General features: G+C 68.4%; 21 protein-coding genes. 7 read left to right on the top strand and 14 right to left on the bottom strand.

The annotated features are described in order from the left end of the window. Positions 1–17 precede the first annotated feature (17 nt). The 9 genes from ACIQTX_RS03370 to dnaK form a co-directional block, all read right to left on the bottom strand. Entirely contained in the window at positions 18–887 is an 870-nt protein-coding gene (locus ACIQTX_RS03370) for a dihydrodipicolinate synthase family protein (RefSeq protein WP_402968867.1), read from the bottom strand. Then, the gene (locus ACIQTX_RS03365) at positions 884–2,539 is read right to left on the bottom strand and encodes a tripartite tricarboxylate transporter permease (RefSeq protein WP_402968865.1); all 1,656 of its coding nucleotides are present in this window, start codon (positions 2,537–2,539) and stop codon (positions 884–886) included. The genes ACIQTX_RS03370 and ACIQTX_RS03365 overlap by 4 nt, the downstream gene beginning before the upstream one ends. Further along, positions 2,536–3,090 carry a tripartite tricarboxylate transporter TctB family protein gene (locus ACIQTX_RS03360; protein ID WP_402968863.1) on the bottom strand — a complete coding sequence of 185 codons (555 nt, stop codon included), beginning with the start codon at positions 3,088–3,090 and terminating at the stop codon, positions 2,536–2,538. Before ACIQTX_RS03360 ends, ACIQTX_RS03365 begins: the two co-directional genes overlap by 4 nt. A 62-nt stretch (positions 3,091–3,152) precedes the next feature. Next, positions 3,153–4,121: a tripartite tricarboxylate transporter substrate binding protein gene (locus tag ACIQTX_RS03355; RefSeq protein ID WP_105525945.1), complete on the bottom strand. Its 969-nt coding sequence runs from the start codon at positions 4,119–4,121 to the stop codon at positions 3,153–3,155. Positions 4,122–4,444: 323 nt separating this feature from the next. Beyond that, the gene (locus tag ACIQTX_RS03350) at positions 4,445–5,107 is read right to left on the bottom strand and encodes a GntR family transcriptional regulator (RefSeq protein WP_402968859.1); all 663 of its coding nucleotides are present in this window, start codon (positions 5,105–5,107) and stop codon (positions 4,445–4,447) included. A gap of 52 nt (positions 5,108–5,159) precedes the next feature. Beyond that, a complete protein-coding gene (locus tag ACIQTX_RS03345) occupies positions 5,160–5,573 on the bottom strand; it encodes a heat shock protein transcriptional repressor HspR (protein WP_402968856.1) in 414 nt (137 codons plus the stop codon). A 39-nt stretch (positions 5,574–5,612) separates the two neighbouring features. After that, positions 5,613–6,596: a DnaJ C-terminal domain-containing protein gene (locus ACIQTX_RS03340; RefSeq protein ID WP_402968853.1), complete on the bottom strand. Its 984-nt coding sequence runs from the start codon at positions 6,594–6,596 to the stop codon at positions 5,613–5,615. 7 nt (positions 6,597–6,603) lie between these two features. After that, a complete protein-coding gene (locus ACIQTX_RS03335) occupies positions 6,604–7,227 on the bottom strand; it encodes a nucleotide exchange factor GrpE (RefSeq protein WP_402968850.1) in 624 nt (207 codons plus the stop codon). Positions 7,228–7,229: 2 nt separating this feature from the next. Next, on the bottom strand, positions 7,230–9,095 hold the full coding sequence (dnaK, locus tag ACIQTX_RS03330) for a molecular chaperone DnaK (protein ID WP_402968847.1): 1,866 nt from the start codon (positions 9,093–9,095) through the stop codon (positions 7,230–7,232). Between the two features lie 197 nt (positions 9,096–9,292). Here dnaK and ACIQTX_RS03325 point away from each other — a divergent pair, with 197 nt between their 5' ends. Further along, entirely contained in the window at positions 9,293–10,117 is an 825-nt protein-coding gene (locus ACIQTX_RS03325; protein WP_402968845.1) for a hypothetical protein, read from the top strand. Positions 10,118–10,198: 81 nt separating this feature from the next. On the opposite strand, the gene ACIQTX_RS03320 is transcribed toward ACIQTX_RS03325, so the two are convergent. Both ACIQTX_RS03320 and ACIQTX_RS03315 read right to left on the bottom strand, forming a co-directional pair. Beyond that, complete coding sequence (locus tag ACIQTX_RS03320; RefSeq protein ID WP_402968842.1) at positions 10,199–11,518, bottom strand: DUF222 domain-containing protein; 1,320 nt, start codon at positions 11,516–11,518, stop codon at positions 10,199–10,201. Positions 11,519–11,643: 125 nt separating this feature from the next. Beyond that, positions 11,644–12,393 (bottom strand): phosphotransferase, encoded by a 750-nt coding sequence (locus ACIQTX_RS03315; RefSeq protein WP_402968839.1) that lies wholly within the window; start codon positions 12,391–12,393, stop codon positions 11,644–11,646. A 98-nt stretch (positions 12,394–12,491) separates the two neighbouring features. Between ACIQTX_RS03315 and ACIQTX_RS03310 the strand changes: the two genes are divergently transcribed. The 3 genes from ACIQTX_RS03310 (at position 12,492) to ACIQTX_RS03300 (ending at position 15,120) form a co-directional block, all read left to right on the top strand. Further along, positions 12,492–13,292 carry a MerR family transcriptional regulator gene (locus ACIQTX_RS03310; RefSeq protein WP_028500935.1) on the top strand — a complete coding sequence of 267 codons (801 nt, stop codon included), beginning with the start codon at positions 12,492–12,494 and terminating at the stop codon, positions 13,290–13,292. A gap of 163 nt (positions 13,293–13,455) precedes the next feature. Continuing rightward, positions 13,456–14,406, top strand: coding sequence for an NAD(P)/FAD-dependent oxidoreductase (locus ACIQTX_RS03305; protein WP_402968837.1), 951 nt, complete (start codon positions 13,456–13,458; stop codon positions 14,404–14,406). 54 nt (positions 14,407–14,460) lie between these two features. Beyond that, positions 14,461–15,120 carry a hypothetical protein gene (locus tag ACIQTX_RS03300; RefSeq protein WP_402968834.1) on the top strand — a complete coding sequence of 220 codons (660 nt, stop codon included), beginning with the start codon at positions 14,461–14,463 and terminating at the stop codon, positions 15,118–15,120. Between the two features lie 51 nt (positions 15,121–15,171). Here ACIQTX_RS03300 and ACIQTX_RS03295 read toward each other — a convergent pair whose 3' ends face one another. Continuing rightward, entirely contained in the window at positions 15,172–15,633 is a 462-nt protein-coding gene (locus tag ACIQTX_RS03295) for a DUF3817 domain-containing protein (RefSeq protein WP_402968831.1), read from the bottom strand. Positions 15,634–15,804: 171 nt separating this feature from the next. Between ACIQTX_RS03295 and ACIQTX_RS03290 the strand changes: the two genes are divergently transcribed. Beyond that, complete coding sequence (locus ACIQTX_RS03290; protein WP_402968828.1) at positions 15,805–16,719, top strand: helix-turn-helix domain-containing protein; 915 nt, start codon at positions 15,805–15,807, stop codon at positions 16,717–16,719. 51 nt (positions 16,720–16,770) lie between these two features. On the opposite strand, the gene ACIQTX_RS03285 is transcribed toward ACIQTX_RS03290, so the two are convergent. Next, the gene (locus tag ACIQTX_RS03285; RefSeq protein ID WP_402968825.1) at positions 16,771–17,967 is read right to left on the bottom strand and encodes an MFS transporter; all 1,197 of its coding nucleotides are present in this window, start codon (positions 17,965–17,967) and stop codon (positions 16,771–16,773) included. A 113-nt stretch (positions 17,968–18,080) separates the two neighbouring features. On the opposite strand from ACIQTX_RS03285, the gene ACIQTX_RS03280 reads away from it, so the two are divergent. Beyond that, positions 18,081–19,196 (top strand): hypothetical protein, encoded by a 1,116-nt coding sequence (locus ACIQTX_RS03280; RefSeq protein WP_402968822.1) that lies wholly within the window; start codon positions 18,081–18,083, stop codon positions 19,194–19,196. A gap of 234 nt (positions 19,197–19,430) precedes the next feature. After that, positions 19,431–20,369 carry a serine protein kinase RIO gene (locus ACIQTX_RS03275; protein WP_402968819.1) on the top strand — a complete coding sequence of 313 codons (939 nt, stop codon included), beginning with the start codon at positions 19,431–19,433 and terminating at the stop codon, positions 20,367–20,369. A 132-nt stretch (positions 20,370–20,501) separates the two neighbouring features. On the opposite strand, the gene speB is transcribed toward ACIQTX_RS03275, so the two are convergent. After that, entirely contained in the window at positions 20,502–21,449 is a 948-nt protein-coding gene (gene speB / locus ACIQTX_RS03270) for an agmatinase (RefSeq protein ID WP_402968816.1), read from the bottom strand. Between the last annotated feature and the right edge of the window lie 26 nt (positions 21,450–21,475).

Below are 21,475 nucleotides of genomic sequence, written 5' to 3'. Positions count from 1 at the left end.
GTGTCACCGGTGACGTGTCACCGGTGCGCGGCCACCACCTGGGCGACGGCGGTGCGCTCAGCGGCGCTCGGCTCGGCGATCGCCATGCGGCAGTGCGTGTCGACCACGTCGAGCACGCGGTACGCCTCCTTCATGCGCGCCATGTCACCACCGATGAGCGCGACCACGTCGTCGACCGCGGTCTGCGCGGCGACGATGGCTGCGGCATCCCCCGCCCGCCCGGCGTCGGCCAGAGCGCGGAACGGCTTCGGCGTGACGGACGACACCCCGGAGACGACTCCCTGCGCTCCCACCTCGACGGCGGCGATCAGGTCGCGGTCGGCGCCGGTGTAGAGGTCGAAGTCGGCGGGCACGACGGCACGGTAGGCGGCGATGTCGTCGAGCGAGAGCTCGCTGATCTTCGCACCCACGACGTTGGGCAGCTCGGCGAGTCGCACGAGGAGCTCCGGCGACACCGCATTGCCGCTGCGGGCCGGGTAGATGTAGACGTAGAGCCGCCCGTCGCCGACCGCGTCCGACACCGCGCGGTAGTACTCGAAGATCGAGTCGTCCGTGGCACGCAGGTAGTACGGCGTCAGCGCTGCGAACTCCACGGCGCCCAGCTCGCGGGCTATGCGGGTCAGCCGCACGGCCTCGAAGGTGCTGGGGCGCCCGACGTGCACGACCACGCGCATGCGGTGCTGCAGCTCGGCCAGCGCCGCTTCGACGATGGCCGCGAACTCGTCGGCGTCGACCGCGGGGAACTCCCCCGTCGTGCCGAGCACGAACGCCCCCTCGTTGCCCGAATCGGCGACGAATCGGAAGATCGCACGCGAACCCTCGATGTCGAGGGCGCCGTCGCGGTGGAACGCGGTGGGCACGGCGGTCAGGATGTCGTAGCGGGTCACTTCTCGGTCTCCTCGGAGTTCTTGCGGGGCTTACGGGCACGACGCCTCGGGGCGTCGACGTTGCGGACGGTGGAGGTGAGCAGATCCGGCTGGGCGGCGAGTTCGTCGTGCGCCTTCTCGATCTGCTGGATGCTTTCGTCGTGCAGGATCGAGTCCGCGAGCGAGGCGCGCTCGGCACGCGGCTTGCGGGCGGCGCGGATCGCCGGCATCACGATCGACAGCACGGCGAGCGCGAGCAGCACGAGCGCGATGGGGCTGACGACCTCGAAGAACGGGCGCGTGGGCAGGATCGCCAGCGTGCGGGCGAGGTTCTCCTCGGCGAGCGGACCGAGCAGCAGTCCGAGCACCACAGGGCCCGCCGGCACCTGCATGCGCTTGAGCAGCACACCCACGACACCGAACACGAGCATCGTCACGACCGTCGAGAGGCTGTTCGAGGTGGCGTACGTGCCGATGATGCAGAAGATCAGGATGCCGCTCCACAGGTACGGCTGCGGCACGTCGAGCAGCTTCACCATGCCCTTCATGCGCACGAGACTCAGACCGAGGGACAGGATCGTCGCGATCAGCATGATGCCCACGATCGAGACGACCAGGTCGGGGCGGTTGGTGAAGAGCGTCGGACCGGGGGTGATGCCCCAGATGATCATCGAGCCGATCATCACGGCCATGACCGAGTCGCCGGGGATGCCGAGGGCCATCGTCGTGGTGAGCGATCCACCGAGGGTGGCGCTGGAGGCGGTGTCGGAGGCGGCGACGCCCTCGATCGATCCCTTGCCGAACATCTCGGGGTGCTTCGACGCCTTGCGCGCCCGCTCCCATCCGATGAGTCCGGCGATGTCGCCACCGGCCGCGGGGATGAGCCCGACGCCGAGTCCGACGGCGCCGCCGACCGCGGTCGCACGGCCGCTCTGCTTCAGCTCGGCACGGTTCGGCCACCAGCGTCCGAGGCTCGAGATCGGACGCACGGCCGACTTCCGGTACGTCAGCAGCTGATCGAACAGCTCGGCGATGCCGAAGAGTCCGATGATCACGGCGATGAAGTTCACACCCTCGACGAGTTCGAGCACGCCGAAGGTGAAGCGCTGATCGGCGGTGGCCGCGTACGTGCCGACGCTGCCGAGCATGAGGCCGAAGAGCCCTGCGAGGATGCCCTTGAGCATCGACTTCGACGAGATGCCGATCATGATCGCGATGCCGAAGACCACCAGGGCGAACAGCTCCGGCGACTTGAAGTAGTCGCGGGCGAAGCTGGCGATCGGCACGGCGGCGACCGCGAACAGCACGAGCGAGGCCAGGATGCCGACGGCCGAGACGATCGCGGAGATGGTGAGTGCGAGTCCTGCCCTGCCCTGTTTGGCCATCGGATACCCGTCGAGGGTGGTCGCGATCGACGCGGGTGTCCCCGGGGTGTTGATGAGGATGGACGGCACCCGGTCGCCGAAGTTCGCCGCGACGTAGATCGTCAGCAGCACGGCGAGGCCCTGCACGGGCTCGAGGGTCATCGTGAAGCCGGCGGCGAGCGCGACGGCCATGGTCGCGGTGATGCCGGGGAAGGCTCCGACCATGAAGCCGAGCACGAGGCCGACGAGCATGTAGAGCAGGATCGAGATGTCGAGGAGCGAGTTCAGCCCCTCCATGAGCGCGTTCACAGGGGGATCCTCAGGAGCATCCCGAACACGACGTAGACGAACGCCGTGACGGAGGCGGAGTAGATGATGAGGCTCAGCCAGCGGCGGTGGCCGTAGAGGAGCATGAGGGCGGCCATCAGCAGGGCGGCGGCGATCGGGAAGACCTCGATGCGGTAGCCGAAGAGGATGACGGAGCCCAGCGACCACAGCGCGATGAAGGCGCCGGTGATCGCGAGCGTGGCGATGACGCGGAGGTAGCCGCCGGGCTGGATGCGCTCGAGGTCTTCGCGGGTGGGAGCAGGACGGGTGATCGCGACGGCGAGCAGCGCGATGGCGATGACGACTCCGGTGACCCCGATGACGAGGGGCCAGAAGCGGGCATCGATCTGCCCGGGGGCGGCCTCTCGGCGCAGCGGGATCTGCGTGGAGAGGAAGAGGTAGCCGGCGGTGAACGCCAGGGCGACGACCGCGAAGACGATCTCGAGCGGGCGCGATGCGGGCGCGCCCTGGTACTCGCCGGCAGGATCGTCGTGGCCCGCCGGTTCCGCAGCGGTGTCGGGGGTGGACATCATGCTCCTTCTTTCATCGAAGGGGAACGGCTGCGGGGCCGATCTGCACCGGCCCCGCAGTGTTCTCAACCCAGGAGATCCTTGAACAGGTCGAACTGCTCGTCGACGAACGTGGTCCACTCGGCGGAGTCGCGGTAGACGACCAGGTTCCCGGCATCGGCCTGGAACTTCTGGTAGCTGTCGGAGTCGACGGCCTTCTTGACCGCGGCCTCGAGAGTCGACTTCACGTCGTCGGGCAGACCCTTGGGCGCGTAGATCCCGCCCCAGCCTCCGAAGATCACGTCTTCGCCGATGGCCTCTTCGACCGTCTCGACGTCTTCCGCGTCGGGGTGGCGCACGTCGTTCATGACGGCGAGGATGCGCACGGCCTCGCCCTGCGCCAGCGCCTCGCCGAGACCGGAGACGGCCGCGACGGTCTCACCGGATGCTGCTGCCGCGACCGCTGTCGCACCGCCGTCGTAGGGCACCGGGGTGAAGTCGGCGTCGGTCGCGTCGCCGAGTCCGATGGTCGCCGCTTCCCAGATGGAGCCGGCACCGGAGTTGGCGACCGTGACGGCACCCGACTTCGCCTGTGCCACGAGGTCTTCCAGAGTCTCGATACCGCTGTTCGCGCCGACCGTGACCACGCCGGGGGCCAGCATGATCTGGCCGAGCAGGTCGAAGTCATCCGGAAGCACGTTCGCACTCTGCGTGGTGTTGAGCATCGCGATCTCGACGGGCGCGAATCCGATGACGTAGCCGTCGGGGTCCTGCGCACCCACGTACTCCATGGCGAGTGCTCCTGCAGCGCCCGGCATGTTCTCCGGGATCACGCTGATGCCGAGGATCTTCTCGAGTTCCGTGGCGAGCGCGCGCGACGAGAGGTCGGATCCTCCGCCGGGGTTGGCCTGGATGATGAGTCGGATGTCGTTCTCGGGGAACGCCGATCCGGCTTCCTCGCCCTCTTCGACCTTGGTGCAGGCCGAGACGATGAGAGCGGTGGCTGCGAGGGCGGCGATCGCGGCAGCCGCCCGGGTGATGCGCTTGCGGGGCATCTTTGCTCCTCTACGTGGGTCGACCTTGTTGTCGACCCCCCGACCGTACCAGTGTTGACTGTTAACAGTCAACACTTCGGAAGTGCCGCCCCTTCCCTTCCGGTCGCAGTTTCCGTCGGCTCAAGAGCGCGCAGACGGCAGGAAGTGCGACCGGAACGATCAGAGACGTGCGACCGGAACGATCAGAGACGTGCGACCGGAACGATCAGAGACGTGCGACCGGAACGGATCAGGACGTGCGACCGGAACGATCGGGACGTACGACCGGAACGGATCAGGACGTGCGACCGGAGGAACGGATCAAGACAGACGGATGCTCCCGCTCAGGCGCGAGCGGCGATCTCGCTCAGCATGCGCTCGCGGGCGCCATCCAGGTGCTCCGTCAGCACCTTGGCCGCCTGCGTGGGTGTGCCGCTGCGCATCACGTCCATGAGCTTGACGTGGTCGCCGGATGACTCGTGCAGGTCTTCGTCGTGGTTGATCGTGACCTCGAGCAGTGCAGTGAACGTCGGGAGGTACTGGTTCCACGCACCCTCCAGACGCGGGTGATCGGCGAGCGCGTAGATCTGCGTGTGGAACTCGAGGTCGGCCGCCACGAAGGCCGCGTGGTCACCGGCATCCGCCGCCTCGCCCATGCGTCCGACGGCTGCCGCCATCGCGGTCCAGCGCGCGTCGTCGTCGACCCGCATCGCACGCGAGAGTGCGAGCTGTTCCAGGGCTCCACGCAGGCTGTAGAGCTGATCGACGTCGTCACGTGTGAGGCCGACGATGTAGACCCCCCGCGGTCGCTGCACCTCGACGAGCTTCTCGAAGCTCAGCTGCGTCAGCGCGTCGCGCACCGGCCCTCGGCTGACCGAGAACTCCTCGGCGAGCGCTTCTTCGGTGATACGCGCACCGGGCGCGAGCTCGCCGCTCACGATGCGGTGTCGCAGCACTTGCGCCACCTGCGCGCCGAGAGACTCTCCACGCTTCACGGACTGCGTCATGGCGACCTCCTGTTAACTGTTGACAGGATACACACCACGGCAGGTGCAGGATCTAGGCGCTCCCGCGCGGGTCCCAGAGCACGACCTCGGTCGAACGGCGCAGGCGTCGCCCGGTGGGCATGGGCACGACACCGGCGGAGCCCGCCGCGAACACGCGTACGCCGGGTCGACTCTCACGCTCGGTGCGCAGGGCGCTCTCGAGCACGGCGATACGGCCTCGCAGCATCCGGTTGTCGTCTTCGAGATCGAGCAGACGCGCGATCGCGGGAAGACTCACGCCTTCGGAGGATAGCTGGGCGACTTCGCGCAGCTGCTCGATGTTGCGGGGGGAGTAACGGCGGGAACCGCCCGAGGTTCGGCCGGGAACCACGAGACCGATGCGGTCGTACTGCCGCAGTGTTTGCGGGTGGAGACCCGAGAGCTCGGCCGCTGCCGCGATCGCGAACACCGGGGTGTCAGCGTTCATCATGAACGCCTCCGCCCCGGTGCCCGCTTCGACGGCTGGTCATCGCCGTGCCTTCGCCATCAGCTCGGCCCGCGGGTTCTCCGTCGGCTCGAGCTCCTGGAACTTCTCCAGTGCCGCGCGTGCGGCCTCGTCGAGGTGCGTGGGCACCGCGACCTGAAGCTCGGCGAGCAGATCGCCCGTGCCCTTCGAGCTCGCGACTCCTCTTCCCTTGACACGCAGCACGCGCCCGGAGGGAGTGCCGGGTGCGACGCGGAGCTTGACCACGTCGCCACCGAGAGTCGGGACCTCGATCGTCGCGCCGAGCGTCGCCTCGGTGAATGTCACCGGGACGACGACGCGCAGGTTGAGACCGTCACGCGTGAACACCGGATGCGGACGCACGGCGATCTGCACCACGATGTCTCCGCTCTCCCCGCCATCAGGCGAGGGGCGACCGCGTCCGCGCAGACGGATCTTCTGCCCGTCAGCGACACCGGCGGGGATCTTCACCTTGAACGGCTTGCCGTCTTCGCCCTGCAGAGAGATGGTCTCGCCCTGCACGGCCGTGGTGAAGTCGATCGTGGTGCGCGCCGTGACGTCCGATCCGCGCTGCGGGCCGCCGAAGCCGCGATAGCCGCCGCTCGTCTGCCCGAAGCGACCGTTGCCGAAGCTCGCGCCCTGACCCTGGTTGAACATCGCGAAGATGTCCTCGAAGTCCGCGGCCTGCCCTCGGCCCTGCTGGCCGTAGCGGCTGAACACATCTTCGAAGCCACCGGCGCCGGCGCCACCCGCCGTGAAGCGAGCGCCCGACCCCATCGCGCGGATCTCGTCGTACTCCTTGCGCTGCTCGGCGTCGGAGAGCACCGAGTAGGCCTCGCTGATCTCCTTGAACTTCGCCTCGGCCTTGGCATCGCCCTGATTGGAGTCAGGGTGATACTTGCGCGCGAGCTTGCGATACGTCTTCTTCAGATCCGCATCGCCGACGTCTTTGGAGACCCCGAGGGTCTTGTAGAAGTCCTTGTCGAACCAATCCTGGCTGGCCATCGATCACCTACCCTTCAGGGACAGCGACGACGACCTTCGCGGGACGCAGCTCGACGTCACCGAGGCGGTAACCCACCTCGACGACCTCGAGGATCGTGGTCTTCTCGGCGCCGGGCGTCGGCTGCTGGAAGATGGCCTCGTGGCGTTGCGGGTCGAAGTCTTCGCCCTTCTCGCCGTACGCGACCACTCCGAGACGCTCCACAGCGACCCGCACCTTGTCGGCGATCACGGCGAAGGGCGTGCCCTCCACGAGATCGCCGTGCTGAGCTGCACGGTCGAGGTCGTCGAGCACCGGGATGAGGCCCTTTGCGGCCTCGCCCCTCGCCCGCTCGATCTCGACCTGACGCTGCTCTTCGGTGCGGCGTCGGTAGTTGGCGTACTCGGCCTGGAGGCGCTTGAGGTCGTTCAGCAGCGTGGACTCGAGGTCGGCGAGCACGGCGTCTTCGGCCGCGGCCTCACCGGTCTGCGTCGCTCCGAGGATGTCGTCGACCGTGAGGTCGTCGTCCGAACCCTCGGATGCTGCAGCCTCAGTGGAATCCGGGTTGCCGAAATCCGGCTGGGGGCCGGACGCGTTCGCGTCCGACCCCTCTTCCGGAACTCCGGCGTTGTCGTCGAAGTTCTTGTCCGTCATGATTACTTCTTCTCGTCCTCGTCGTCGATGACCTCGGCGTCGATGACATCTTCCTCAGAGGAGGGAGTGTCACCGGCCGGGGCCTCGCCGTCAGCCGGAGCGCCGGACGCGGCATCTGCCTGCGAGGAGGCGTAGATGGCCTCGCCGAGCTTCGACTGCGACTGGTTGAGCTTGTCGAACGCGTTCTTCACGGCCTCGTCGTCTTCGCCGGCCAGAGCCGTCTTGAGCGCGTCGACGTCGGCCTTGACCTCGGTCTTCACGTCTTCAGGCAGCTTGTCGTCGTTCTCGGAGATCAGCTTGTCGATCGAGTACGCGAGCGTCTCGGCCTGGTTGCGGACCTCGGCGGCCTCACGACGCGCCTTGTCCTCAGCCGCGTGCTCCTCGGCCTCGCGCACCATGCGCTCGATGTCTTCCTTCGACAGCGAAGAGCCGCCGGAGATGACGATCGACTTCTCGGTGCCGGTGCCCTTGTCCTTGGCGGACACGTGCACGATGCCGTTGGCGTCGATGTCGAAAGTGACCTCGATCTGCGGGATGCCACGGGGAGCCGGAGCGATACCCGTCAGCTCGAACGTGCCGAGCGGCTTGTTGTCGCGCGTGAAGTCACGCTCGCCCTGGAAGACCTGGATCGCGACGGACGGCTGGTTGTCGTCTGCCGTGGTGAAGGTCTCGCTGCGCTTGGTCGGGATGGCCGTGTTGCGCTCGATGAGCTTGGTCATCATGCCGCCCTTGGTCTCGATACCGAGGCTCAGGGGGGTGACGTCGATGAGCAGAACGTCCTTGCGCTCGCCCTTGAGGACACCGGCCTGGAGAGCGGCACCGACGGCGACGACCTCATCCGGGTTGACGCCCTTGTTCGCTTCCTTGCCGGTCTCGCGCTTGACGAGCTCGGCGACGGCGGGCATACGCGTCGATCCACCGACGAGCACGATGTGGTCGATCTCGGACACCTTGATGCCGGCTTCGCGGATGACGTCCTCGAAGGGCTTCTTGGTGCGGTCGAGGAGGTCCTTCGTGAGGTCCTCGAACTTCGCGCGGGTGATGGTCTCGGAAAGCGACACCGGGCCGGACTCGGTCAGCGACAGGTACGGCAGGTTGATGCTGGTCGAGGTGGAGCTGGAGAGCTCCTTCTTCGCCTGCTCGGCAGCTTCCTTGAGACGCTGCAGAGCGATCTTGTCACCCGAGACGTCGACGCCCGTGGTCTCCTTGAACTGCTTGATCAGGTAGTCGACGAGGCGCTGGTCCCAGTCGTCGCCACCGAGGCGGTTGTCACCGGCGGTCGAGCGCACCTGGATGGTCGAGAAGTCGTCGTCCTTGCCCACTTCGAGCAGCGAGACGTCGAACGTTCCGCCACCGAGGTCGAAGACGAGGATGAGCTCGTCTTCCTTGCCGCGGTCGAGACCGTAGGCGAGGGCCGCAGCGGTCGGCTCGTTGATGATGCGCAGGACGTTGAGGCCCGCGATCTCACCGGCCTCCTTGGTGGCCTGACGCTCGGCGTCGTTGAAGTACGCGGGGACGGTGATGACCGCGTCGGTCACCGTGTCACCCAGGTACGCCTCGGCGTCGCGCTTGAGCTTCATGAGGATGCGCGCGGAGATCTCCTGCGGCGTCCACTTCTTGCCGTCGACGTCGAAGCTCCAGTCGGTGCCCATGTGGCGCTTGACGGAAGCGATCGTCCGGTCGACGTTGGTGACGGCCTGGCGCTTCGCGGTCTCACCGACGAGCACCTCCCCGTCCTTGGTGAAGGCCACGACCGAGGGGGTCGTGCGGAAGCCCTCGGCGTTGGCGATGACCTTGGGCTCGCCGCCTTCGAGGACGCTGACGACGGAGTTGGTGGTTCCGAGGTCGATACCGACAGCACGTGCCATGTGTTCTCTCCTTTGTTGGAAGTTCGTTTGGTTCGGAAATCTGCGGCGATCAGGGAAACCTGAGTCGCGATGACTCAAGTGTAACCGGGGGTGGATGAGGTGTCAAATGAACTTGATATGAACTGGCTCAACTTTGTGATTCGGGGTTATCCACAGGGCGTCCGGCGGGCCGCATCGCCTGCCTAGGCTCGCCGACCATGACCCTTCGACGCACCGATCCCACCCCATCCCCGTCTCGCATCGCCTCGTCTCGCTTCTCCCTATCTCGCATCGCCCCGTCTCGCATCGCCCCGTCGCGCATCGCCCCGTCTCGCATCGCCTCGTCGCGCATCGCCCCGTCGCGCATCGCCTCGTCGCGCATCGCCCCGTCGCGCATCGCCCCGTCTCGCATCGTCTTGTCTCGCATCGTCTTGTCTCGCATCGCCGCCGTCGTCGCCCTCGGCGCGGTTCTCGCGGTGACGAACGGATGCTCCGCCCCGCCTGCACCCCGCGAGGCGAAGACCCCATCACTCGAGGCGACCTCCCCTTCGGAATCCGCACCTGGCGTCTTGACCTTCGCGGACGGGGCCGGGCTGACGGCGGATTCCGACATCAACTGGGGCGACGGACTGTACGCCGACAAGGGCTGGACAGCTGTGCCCTCCGATCATCCCGGGCGCTGGTCGTACGTCAACGCGAGCGGAACGTGCACTGCGGCCTTCCGGGGCGGTGTGCTCGGCGAGGCCGGAGGAATGGACGATCGCGAGGCGACGGATGCCGTGCTCGAGCATCAGGCGGGTGCGGACTGGCCGGGCCCGGAGCTGCTCTCGGACGGCATCTTCCTGCCCCACGAGCAGTCGGACCCCGCCGTGGCGCAGCGGCAGTTCAGCTACACCGTGAACGAGTACGGGTACTTCATGGCTGCGCGCGCCTTCGTGCAGGCCGATTACTCGGTCTGGGTGATCGTCACCTGCGAGGGGGAACCGGTCGGGCCGGTCGCGCAGGAGGTGCTCTCGAAGAACGTCATCGCAGTCGACGAGTGACGAGCGGCGGCGGCACTCGCAACCGCGTCGCTGCGACTCAGAACGGCGTCGCCACTGCGACCCGCAGGGCATCACTGCGGCTCAGAACGGTGGGGCCGCGTGGTCTTCGGTGAAGGTGACGGTGTTCTGGGGCGGCGGCCGGTCGATGTAGATCTTGCCGGTCGGGCTCGTCCAGGCGTAGACGCCACCACCCAGAGATTCGACCGCCCACGGCGAGTGATGCTTGAGCATGTGATGGCGTCGACACAGGTGCCCGAGGTTCGATTCGCTGGTGGCTCCCCCGAGAGCGGCATCGTGATGATGATCGACGTCGCAGCCGATGGACGCATACCCGCAGGTGGGGAATCGGCAGCGCTGATCTCTGGCGCTCAGGTGCCGCTTCAGATCCGAACCAGGACGATAACGGTCGACCGCGAGAAGTGCACCGGTGATGGGGTGAGTGAGGATCCGGTCCCATCCGGACGCCGCACCGGCGAACCTGCGGGCGGTCGCGGGGTCGATCGGGATGCGGCCATTCAGTTCGGCCGGCGTCGTGTCGTCTCCCATGAGCGTCGTGACGGGAACGGTGATCGACACTGATCCGCGAATCGCTGCGAGGAGCCCCTCTGATGTGTCGTGTCCAGCCGGAGCACCGGTGAGGAGCAGATCGAGAGCGAGGTCTGTGCGCAGCTGCGCGATCGTGCGCTGATCGGGGGCATCGGCATGCCCACCAGCACCAGACTGCTCCTGCACGGATTCTCGGCCCGGCAGGAATTCGGGCACCTGCGCCGCCTTGGCGATCTGTGTCAGCCGCTCGAAGGCACCGTGGACGAGCGCCGACGGACCGAGCAGTCCGAGCTGCGTCATGCCGTCGCCGACGTCTTTCACCCACACGGCTCTCTTCTCCCGAGCGTCGAGGTGCCGCGCATGGATCGACCGCGCCTGGAACCGCTCGGCCACGCGCCGAGCCATCCGGCCGACGCGGGCCGGAGACTCGGTCTCGGCGAAAGCGATCATCTGCGTCGCGTAGGCATCGCGGCTCGCCGCATCTTCGAGGTGTTCACCTGCCTCGCAGACGACTCGGGCGCGAGCGGCGCTGATACGACCGGCGCCCTGCGCTTCCCAGACCAGCGGGAAGCGCTCCACGACCCACGCCGCATCCGCCATCCGGCGCTGCACCGTCCGGTCGCTCACGCGCAGCGCGGCGGCGAACTCCGCGGCCACGGTGCGCGCCGACATCTCGCCGTGATCAGGATGCTCTGCCTGCTCGGCCACCTCGAGTGCGAGCCGCGACCCCACAGCCAGGATGCCGTCGCGCGCGGCCTGGAGGCTGCTGATCGAGCGTTCGACCCCGACGAGCATCTCGGTGAGCGCGCCGAGCGCCCCTACCTGCTCGAGAGTCGCATCTGCCAGTGCCGTCATACCTTCAGTGAACCAGGGGCCACCGACATTCAAAGGCCCAGATCAGAGGCCGAAAACGAAATACCGGGATACGGCACGGATCATCAACGACATGCCACACGCAACACCCCGCGGACGAGCTGAATTCAGGTCCCACCGAGCGTCCGACCCCAGACCGCACGGTGCTCTCTCACGTATCGCAGCGCCTTCGCCCAGTGGTCGCCATGGCCGGTCGCGTGCATCGACGCCCACGGCTCCTCGCCGGTCGCGCGCGCCCCCTCGAGCAGCGCGAGCATCGCCGCCGTCCGCTCTTCCATGGCTCGAGGCAGGTCGCGGCGCATGACGCCGTCCGCCCCGTATCCGTCGGCGAGCGCCGCGAGATCGTCCGCCGCGCGCTCCGGATCGCGTCCATCGTCCGACAGGGTGAACGCCTGTGCCGCGTAGGCGAGATCCCAGAGACGGGTGCTCGGGGCGGCGGCGTCCCAGTCGATGAAGACCCAACGGTCGCCGATGACGAGGTTCCAGGGCGCGAGGTCGTTGTGGCAAACGAGTTCGGCGCCGGGCGCCGGCATCGCGGTGCGCCATACGGCACCGGCCTCCGGCACATACCGAGCACTCGCGTCGTGGATCCCGCGGATCATCGATCCGACCCGTCGCAGATCGGCCGCCGTCAGCGGAGGCTCCGCGATCGCCAGGGACCCCGGCACGAACTCGAGGACCTGCCGCCCCTCGTCGTCCCGCCCCCGCAGCTCCGGCGCATCCACCCCCTCGGCGCGCAGAGCACACACGAAACGGCTGACACTCGGGGTGGCGTCTGACCATGGCTTGCGCACCGTGTCGCCGATGCGCACCACGGTTCCGCTCGCGTTCCCGCCGGCCAGCACCTCTTCGTCCATCCATCGACGTTAGCTCGCCGACGTCAGCACGCCGAGAATCCGGCCCGCCCCACCGCGATACTTGACTCTGACACAGTGGCAGACGGGAGAACTGAGACATGTTGTCCATCGGAGCGTTCGCGCAGATCGGCCAGGTGACTCACCGAATGCTTCGGCATTGGGACACCGCGGGCCTGCTCGTACCCGCCCACGTGGACGAGTTCAGCGGCTACCGCTCCTACGACCCCTCGCAGCTGGAACGACTGCATCGGATCGTCGCCCTGCGCCAGCTCGGGTTCGGGCTCGACGACATCTCGGCGATCCTCGACCGCGGAGTCGATGCCGAGCGCATCGCCTCGCTGCTGCGGATCCGCCGCGCAGAGGTCGAGCAGGAGCACCGGATCGCCGCAGCGAGACTCGTCGACGTGGAGAGGCGGCTCCACCTCATCGAGAAAGAGAAGCACATGTCCCAGATCGAGATCATCGAGAAGCCCCTCCCCGCCGTCCGCCTCGCCGCCATCCGCCTGGTCGTGGCCGACCAGCCGGCGGTCGCTGGCGTCGTCGGCCCCGCATTCGACGCCGTGGCGGAGATCATCGGCGACACGCACTCACTGACCACCCCGATCGCCGAGTACGAGACGCTCGACGACGGCCTGCAGATCATCGTCGGCTACGCATACGCCGGGCCGGCGCGTGACGGGTTCGAGATCATCGAGCTCCCCGCCGTCGAGGACGCCGTGTGCGGCATCCATCTGGGTTCGATGGCACACATCTCCGAGAGCTGGCAGGCGATCCACGCCGAGGTCTTCGCCCGCGGCCTGGTGCACGACGGCCCTTGCCGAGAGCTCTACGTGCGCGCGGTCTCCGAAGACCAGTCCGACTGGGTCACCGAACTGCAGCAGCCCGTGACACGCGTGTGAGGGGATCGGACCCGCGTCGTGGCCGTCATCGACCACGACGCGGGTCGCGATCCGTCGAACAGTGGCAGGATGAGAGTAAGGCGAGCCTTACCGGCCGCCCGGCGGTGTCGCCTCGGCAGACGCCGCGGCATGGATCCGCCCCTTTCTCGGAAGGACCATGCGGATGACATCGCCGGCGACAGGCCTGAGTGAGCGTGCGGACTACGACGTGCTCATCGTGGGCGGAGGCCCTGCAGGCCTCTCGGCAGCCCTCAACCTCGGCCGTGCACTCGCACGTGTGCTCGTGATCGATGCCGATCGTCCGCGCAACGCGGCCACACTGCGGTCGCACGGGTTCCTGACCCGCGACGGCATCCCGCCTCAGGAGCTGCGCCGCCTCGCCAGGGAAGAGCTGGCGGCCTACCCGAACGTCGAGGTGCGCTCACGCACCCGGGTCCTCGCAGTCCGCGCGAGCGGCGACGGGTTCGCAGCGGACATCGGGCGACGGGAGGCGGAGACGACAGTGACCGCACGGGCGGTGCTGCTGGCGACCGGGCTGCGCGAGACACTCCCCGATGTCCCGAACCTGCGCGGCTACTACGGCATGAGCGTGTTCAGCTGCGCCGTCTGCGACGCCTGGGAGCTGCAGGGCCGCAACCTCGCGCTCATCGGAGAGACCACGGACCTCGCCGATCGCGCACGGCTCATCGGACGCTGGACTGAGAGCCTCACGGTGTTCACGCACGGTGCCGAGGTCGTGACCGCCACCGAGGAGGCGGAGCTCGCCGCCGCCGGGATCGCAGTCCGCCGGCATCCGATCGTCGACCTCGTGGGCGACCGCGGCCGCATCGATGCCATCCGTCTCGCCGACGGCACGACGGTCACCGTCGACGGCGGTTTCGTGCGCCCGGAATGGGAGAGCACGCTGTCATTCCTCGACGGAATCGCCCCTACCCTGGACGATGCCGGGCACCTGCGCACCGACCGCTCAGGCCGCACCGATGTCCCCGGGCTCTATGCCGCTGGCGACGCGGCGGCCCCCGGTCCGCAGCAGCTCATCGTCGCTGCGGGAGCCGGTGCCCGCGTCGCGGCGGTCATCGTGCACGACTCGATCGGCATCGCCACCGCGCACTGAGCCGTAGGCAAAGAGGGATCGAAGCGACGACGGGCCGGGGCTAGGCTGACCGGCATGACGCGCACCTCCTCGGTTCCCCTACGCCTGGCCAGTGCCGCGATCGCCGCCCTGGCCGTGTTGTCGCTGAGCGGATGCCTGTATGCGCAGATCCCCGCGGGTTCGCCCTCCGGCACCCCCTCGACGAACGCGGAGACCGACACGCCGATCGACGAGTCGCCGGGTTCGACCCTGACCTTCGCAGAAGGGCTCGATCTCGCGAGCGACACCTACATCGAATGGGGCGACGGGCTCGTGGTCGACGAAGGATGGAAGATGGTCTCGCCGGACGACGGCAACGGCGGATGGACGTACGGCACGGTCGACGACACCTGCACTGCGCGGTTCTGGCAGGGGCACACGACCGACGTGCCCGTGGTCGCAGGAGACGACAGCGCATCATCCGACGCGATCCTTGGCGTGCTGCTGCAGATCCCGACCGAAGAGGTCACACCTCTCGCGACCACGGGCGAGTTCAGTTACCTCGCAGGCGGCAACGGCGGCGTCGAGACGCGGCAGGTCGTCGGCGTGGACGGCAGCCGCACGTGGCTGATGGCAGCGCGCGCATTCACGCAGACCGGGGTCGGCCTGTATGTGGTCGTGGACTGCACCGCCGCTGACGCGGAGGCGACGATGGCCGCGATCAACGAGGAGAACGCAGTCGTCGTCACACCCTGACGTCAAACCCTGACGTCACGCGCTGACGTCACGCGCTGATGTCGCGCAGGATCACTTGCCGCCGGGAGGACCCACCAGCAGCAGGATGACGTACAGCGCGACGATGCCGACCGCCAGCAGTGCGGCGAGAACCCACGGGCGGCGCAGGAACCACCGCATCAGTCGGTCGTACCAGCGGCGATCGCGCGGGTCGTCTGTGGCGTCGAGGCGCCAGTCTCCCTCGAGCCGACCGGTGCGATGCAGCCAGATCTCGGTGGGGATCGTCGCGTAGGGGATGACGGCGCTGGCGACGGCGAGAACACCGACACCGGGGTGCCAGCGCTGATTCAGCGCGACCAGGATCGCGGTCGCCGCATAGGACAGGAAGACGAACCCATGGATGCCGCCGCCCACGGTCACCACGACCCCCGGGGCGCCGACGGCGCGGGCGATGATCGCGGCGATCAGGATCGTCCAGGTGATCGCCTCCGCGATCGCGAGAACTCGGAACAGACGGTCGGGGGTGCGGAACACGGTACTCCTCGGGTGGGGTCCTTCCACCGTATCCGGCGGTCACCCCCGTCGAATCAACCTAATGATTGAGTCCGCAAGGACGATACGAACCCTTTCATGGGTCGAAGAGTCCGACTGCGGAATAGCAGACCGCGCAGCGACGTTGCCGAAGGCATGGTGACAGTGGATGCGGTGACAGTGGATGCGGACGCGCTCTCGAACGTGCTCGGCGCCGTCGACCTCCGCGTCGGCATCGGTCGGCGCACCTCTCTCGCGGCCGGTGCGATGCTTCCGGTTCCCGCCGGCGCGATCACCCTCGTCTACGTCGTCGAGGGTGGCGTGCAGGGGCACCCGCCGCTCGGTGAGGGCTGCCGCCTCGACGCCGAGACGGGCTCGCGGAGTGTCGCCCTCGCCCCCAAGGCCCGCCGCGACCTGCTCGTCGCGGGCGACGCGTTCCTGACGCTCGGCCGTTCGCCGTTCATCCTCGAGGCTAAGGACGACACGAGCCTCATGGTCGCCGACATCGAGCTCGCCGATGCGACGTCACCGCTGCCCGCACTGCTGCCGCCCTTCCTCACCGTCACCGGATTCGACGCCGTGGAGCCGGCCGCGGCGGCACTCGCGCTGAACATGGGTGCGATCGATCACACGGTGATGCCCGCACGCCAAGGCGACCCGATCATCTGCCGCATGATGGCGACGACCGTGCTGCTCTCGGTCATCCGCGCCTGGGCGGCGAACGGCTGCGCACCGACGGGCTGGCCTTCGCTGTCGAACGACCCGTTCCTCGACCGCGTCGTCGACGCCATCCACGAGGAACCGGGCCGGGACTGGACGGTCGAGCGCCTCGCAGCCATCGGCGCCATGTCACGGTCGACCTTCGCCGAGAGGTTCCGCAGCGTCGTCGGCCGCTCCCCCGCCGACTACGTCACCGAGGTGCGCGTGGATGCAGCGAAGCGGATGCTCGACGCCGGAAGTAGCGTGTCGGCGGTCTCCCGCGAGCTGGGCTACGCCTCGGACGAGGGATTCAGCCGTGCCTTCCGTCGTCGCACGGGCTTGACCCCCAGCTCCTGGCGCATGGCCAACCGCATCCCGATCCCGGCCTGACAAGCCCCGGCCCGACAGCCCCGGCTTCGGCGCGGCTGGGCCGGACCCGCGTCAGACTCGGCCGCTGACGCGGTTCGATGCGCCGAAGAGCACCGCGCCGGCGATGAGTGATATCGCGCCGATCACGTAGACGAGCTCGACGTTCAGGGTGTCGACGAGCAGGCCGCCGATGCCGGCCGCGAGCGTGATGGCGCCCTGGAACCCGACGACAACGAGGCTGCCGCCGGCTTCGAGTCGATCGGGCATGCGGTGTCCGACCCAGGTGTTCGCGACGATCAGCCAGGACGAGAAGAAGAAGCCCCACACCAGCACGACGATGCCCACGCCCACGATCGATCCGGAGAACAGGATCATCGAGATCACGGACACGGCGATCACGAGCGGTGCGAACACCGCGAAGAACGCGAACGTGCGGTCGATGACGAGCCCGATCGTGATGTTGCCGAGCAGGCCGCCGACCCCGAACAGCGCGAGCAGCACGATGATGGTCGAAGCGTCGACCTCGGGGATCCGCTCCAGCGCGAGACGCACGTACGTGTAGGCGAGGAAGTGCCCGAGCACGACGAGCACATGCCCGACCATGCCCAGCCCGATGCCGGGGCGACGCAGTGTGTCAACGAGCAGTCGCAGGCTCGACGCCCGCTCGGCCGGTACCGAAGGCAGCGCGAAACGCAGGACCACGGCCAACACGACCATGAGCCCGCCAGCGAGAGCGAAGACCATCCGCCAGTCGACGAGCTCGCTGAGCATGACGCCCAACGGCACGCCGGCCACGGTCGCCAGAGAGACGCCGGCGGAGGTGAACATCACGCCGCGGCCGAGGTTCTCGGCGCCCGCGAGCCGCGCGGCGACCGTGATAGACATCGCCCAGAACGCGCTGATCGCGGCCCCGAGCAGGAAGCGCGCCAGCAGCACGATGATCAGGTTCGGAGCGATCGCGACGATGAGGTTCGACACCGCAGCGGCGAGCGCCATCCACACCAGCAGCGACCGCCTGTCGAGGCGAGGGAAGATGAGCCCGACCGTCGGCGCGACGACGAGCCCGACCAGCGCGGTCACGGTCACGGTCTGCCCGGCCTGACCAGGGGTGACACCGAGCCCGTCCGCCATCTCGGTGAGCACGCCGTTGGGGAGGAACTCGGCCGTGACCAGCAGGAAGCCCATCAGCATCAGCACGATCAACCCGCCGTAGCGGATGCGGGAGGCAGCCGAGGACGGCAGGGTGGGAACGGGGGCGGTCGTGGTCATGGTTCCACATTCGCAGCATCCGGATGCCGTCGCCCGACCGGTCGTCCGCGGCACCCGACCATTCGTCCGAGGCGATTCATGGATCTCCCAGTCGGCTCGACCAGGCTGAGGCCATGCGTCTCACCCGCCGAGCCGGAGCCTCCCTCCTCACTCTGGCGGCTGCGACCGCGCTCCTCGCCGGGTGCACGCCGCCGCCCGTGCCGCCGGGCCCGGACGACTGGATGCTCGAACCCATTGCGATCGACACGCACGTGATCAGTCAGCCGGGGGAAGCGCCGCTCGGCGGAACCGCACAGAACACCGACGTGGGGGCGGGAGCCGACGCCCTCGCCGACGTCTCCTTCAGCATGACGCTGCTCGCGTCCGACAGCGCCGGCGGCTTCTGGGCGGAGTCCGCCGGGTCCTTCCTGCATGTGGGGAAAGACGGCGAGACACTCGCCCGCTTCACCGGAGAGCACGACGACCGCCTCTCGCAGGTCACCGCGATGGCATCGTCGTCGACCGAAGAGCTGGTCGTCGCCCGCGCGGGGACCGCACCGGCGATCGCCGTTCTCGACACCACGACGATGACCATGCACGACGTGCCGAACACCGCAGCCGGGGGCGGCGATTCCCCGCTCTTCCAATACGTCGACGTCGCCACCCGCGACGGCGACGCGATCGTCGCCCACGTTCGACCCGAGCGCCTCGGCTATCTGATGCTCGAGATCCTCCTCATCGATCTGGAGGACGGCGCCCGGACGTTACTGCACGCAGAGCCCATCGAGCTGAGCGAAGCCCCCCAGGCCTTTCCCGATGTGCCCCCGGTTCGCCTCGACATCGATGCGGAAGGCGCCATCCACCTCGCCGTCCCATCGGCGCGCGTCGTGCTGAACGCCGACGGGACCGAGCGCACACGTACTGCGCAGTCCGCGAACTTCCCGCAGGTGGCCGTCCGCCCGGACGGGTCGGCGCTGTGGTGGGGAGGAGAGTCTGCGCGGGCGAGAGCCACGTCCGAGATCGTGGGCGGATCTCCCGAGGCTCGAGAGGCGATCGAGAAGCGGTCGACATGCGACGAGTTCTTCCGAACGGACGCGCTGCGCCTGAGCATCGACGGCGCCGAGCATCCGCTGCCCTTCCTGTGCGGAGTGAACGACGCGGTCTGGACCGGCTCGGCGTGGGTCGTCTCCGCGGGCGGCGAAGCTGACGGCGTGCTCGTGCGGGTCACGCCGCCGAAGTCGCTCGGTTGAACTCTCGAGCGGGCGAGCGGACGCGGGTCTGCGAGCGGGCGAGCGGGCGCGAGTCTGGACAAGCGCCGGGCACACGCCCTAGGCTCGACGACGCACCGGGACGAGCCCGGGAAGCCCGAGCGGAAGGAGCCGAGGACATGAACACCGTCTTTGTCGCGCTCACCGCCGACCACCTTCCCTTCGAGGCCACCCGCTCCTGATCCTGGTGTGGCCTCCTGCTCCCGGAGCCACATCTTGTCTGATCTCTTCGCTTCCTCGGAAGCTGCGTCCTTCGACGCATCCTCGTCTTTCCCCACCTCGTCCGTCGACGCCTCGCCCTTCGACACGTCCTCGTTCGACGCTTCCTCCTTCGACGCGCTCGAAACCGAACTCTCTTTCGCCGACGTCGACCCCGGTGACGGCCAGCGCTGGTCCACGTGGCCCGCGATCACCCCGTCCGAGCGCGGCCCCGAGCCGTGGCCGGCGTGGGTGGTGACCTCCGCCGGTGCGCTCGACACCGAACGCGGCATCCTCAAGACCGGAAAGGAGGCCGACGTCTTCCTGCTCGAACGCGCGGTGCCCGGCGACCCCGCCCAGCACACGCTGCTCGCTGCGAAGCGCTACCGCAGCGCCGAGCACCGCAGCTTCCATCGGTCGTCGACCTACACGGAGGGACGCAGCACCCGGAACACCCGCGATACGCGCGCCCTGGCCAAGAAGTCGAGCCACGGCCGCGAGGTGGCCGCCGCACAGTGGTCGTTCGCCGAGTTCGAGGCGCTGTGTCGGATGTGGGAGCTCGGGGCGCCGGTGCCCTACCCCGTGCAGGTGAACGGCACCGAGGTGCTGATGGAGTTCCTCGGCGATGCCGACGGCACGGCTGCACCCCGACTCGCCCAGGCGCGCGGCGACCGCGACGAACTGCAGGGTTACTACACGCAGGTGGTCGACCTGATGCGGATCTTCGCGGCAGCCGGCTTCGCCCACGGCGACCTCTCCGCCTACAACCTGCTCGTGCACGAGGGGCGGGTGCGAGTGATCGACCTGCCGCAGATCGTCGACATCATCGCGAACCCGCAGGGGCTCGATCTGCTGCACCGCGACTGCGTGAACATCTGCGACTGGTTCAGCCGTCGCCGTGTCGAGTGCGACGCCGAGGAGCTGTTCGCCGAGCTGCTCGCCGCGTCATTCGCATGACCCGGGCCGCCCGCGTGAGTTCGGGTCGCAGTTGCCGCCACGCTCCTGCCCGCTCCGGTCGCAGTTGCTGCCGCCGGATCGGCCGTCGGACGGCACGAACTGCGACCGGAGCAGACGGGTCGGTCGCGTGAGCTAGGCGGAGACGCGCGCCGCCAGCAGGCACACGAGCTCGTAGACCACGTGGCTCGCGGCGATGCCCGTGATCTGCGCGTGGTCGTAGGCGGGCGACACCTCGACCACATCCGCCCCGACGATGTTCTGCGACTTCAGGGCGCGCAGGATCCGCAGCAGCTCGCGGCTCGTCAGCCCGCCCGCCTCGGGAGTGCCAGTGCCGGGCGCGTGGGCGGGGTCGAGCACGTCGATGTCGATCGAGACGTACAGCGGCTTGTCGCCGATGCGCTGCAGGATGCGGGCGATGCCGGCCTCGACGCCGTGCTCCTCGATGTACTCGCTCGACACGATCGAGAAGCCCAGGCGCTCGTCGTCTTCGAGGTCCTGCTTCGAGTACAGGGGTCCGCGGGTGCCGACGTGGCAGCTCGCCGTGAGGTCGATCAGCCCTTCCTCGCTCGCCCGGCGGAAGGGGGTGCCGTGCGTGATGGGGGCCCCGAAGTAGGTGTCCCAGGTGTCGAGGTGAGCGTCGAAGTGCAGCACAGCGACCGGACCGTGCTTCGCGGCGACCGCACGCAGCAGCGGAAGCGCGACCGTGTGGTCGCCGCCGATCGTGACGATGCGCTGCACCAGCTCGCCGAGCGCCAGTGCCGCCCGCTCGACTTCGGACACGGCCTCGGTGAGATCGAACGGGTTGACCGGGATGTCACCGGCATCCACCACCTGCGCGATCGCGAACGGCGACACATCCTGCGCGGGGTTGTAGGGCCGCAGCAGCCGCGACGACTCGCGCACGTGCGACGGACCGAACCGCGTGCCCGGCCGGTAACTCACGCCCGAGTCGAAGGGGATGCCGACGACGGCGATGTCGGCGCGCGGCACGTCTTCGATCCGCGGCAGCCGCGCGAAGGTCGCGATGCCGGAGTAGCGGGGGTTCACGGACGCATCGATGGGGCCCACGTTCTCGGTCATTGCTCGTTCCTGTTCGTCGGGGAGGG

The organism is Microbacterium sp. NPDC090281 (assembly GCF_044769635.1).
Taxonomy (GTDB): Bacteria; Actinomycetota; Actinomycetes; order Actinomycetales; family Microbacteriaceae; genus Microbacterium.
The sequence above is the reverse complement of the archived record's forward strand: the minus strand, read 5'-3'. Positions and strand labels throughout refer to the sequence as shown.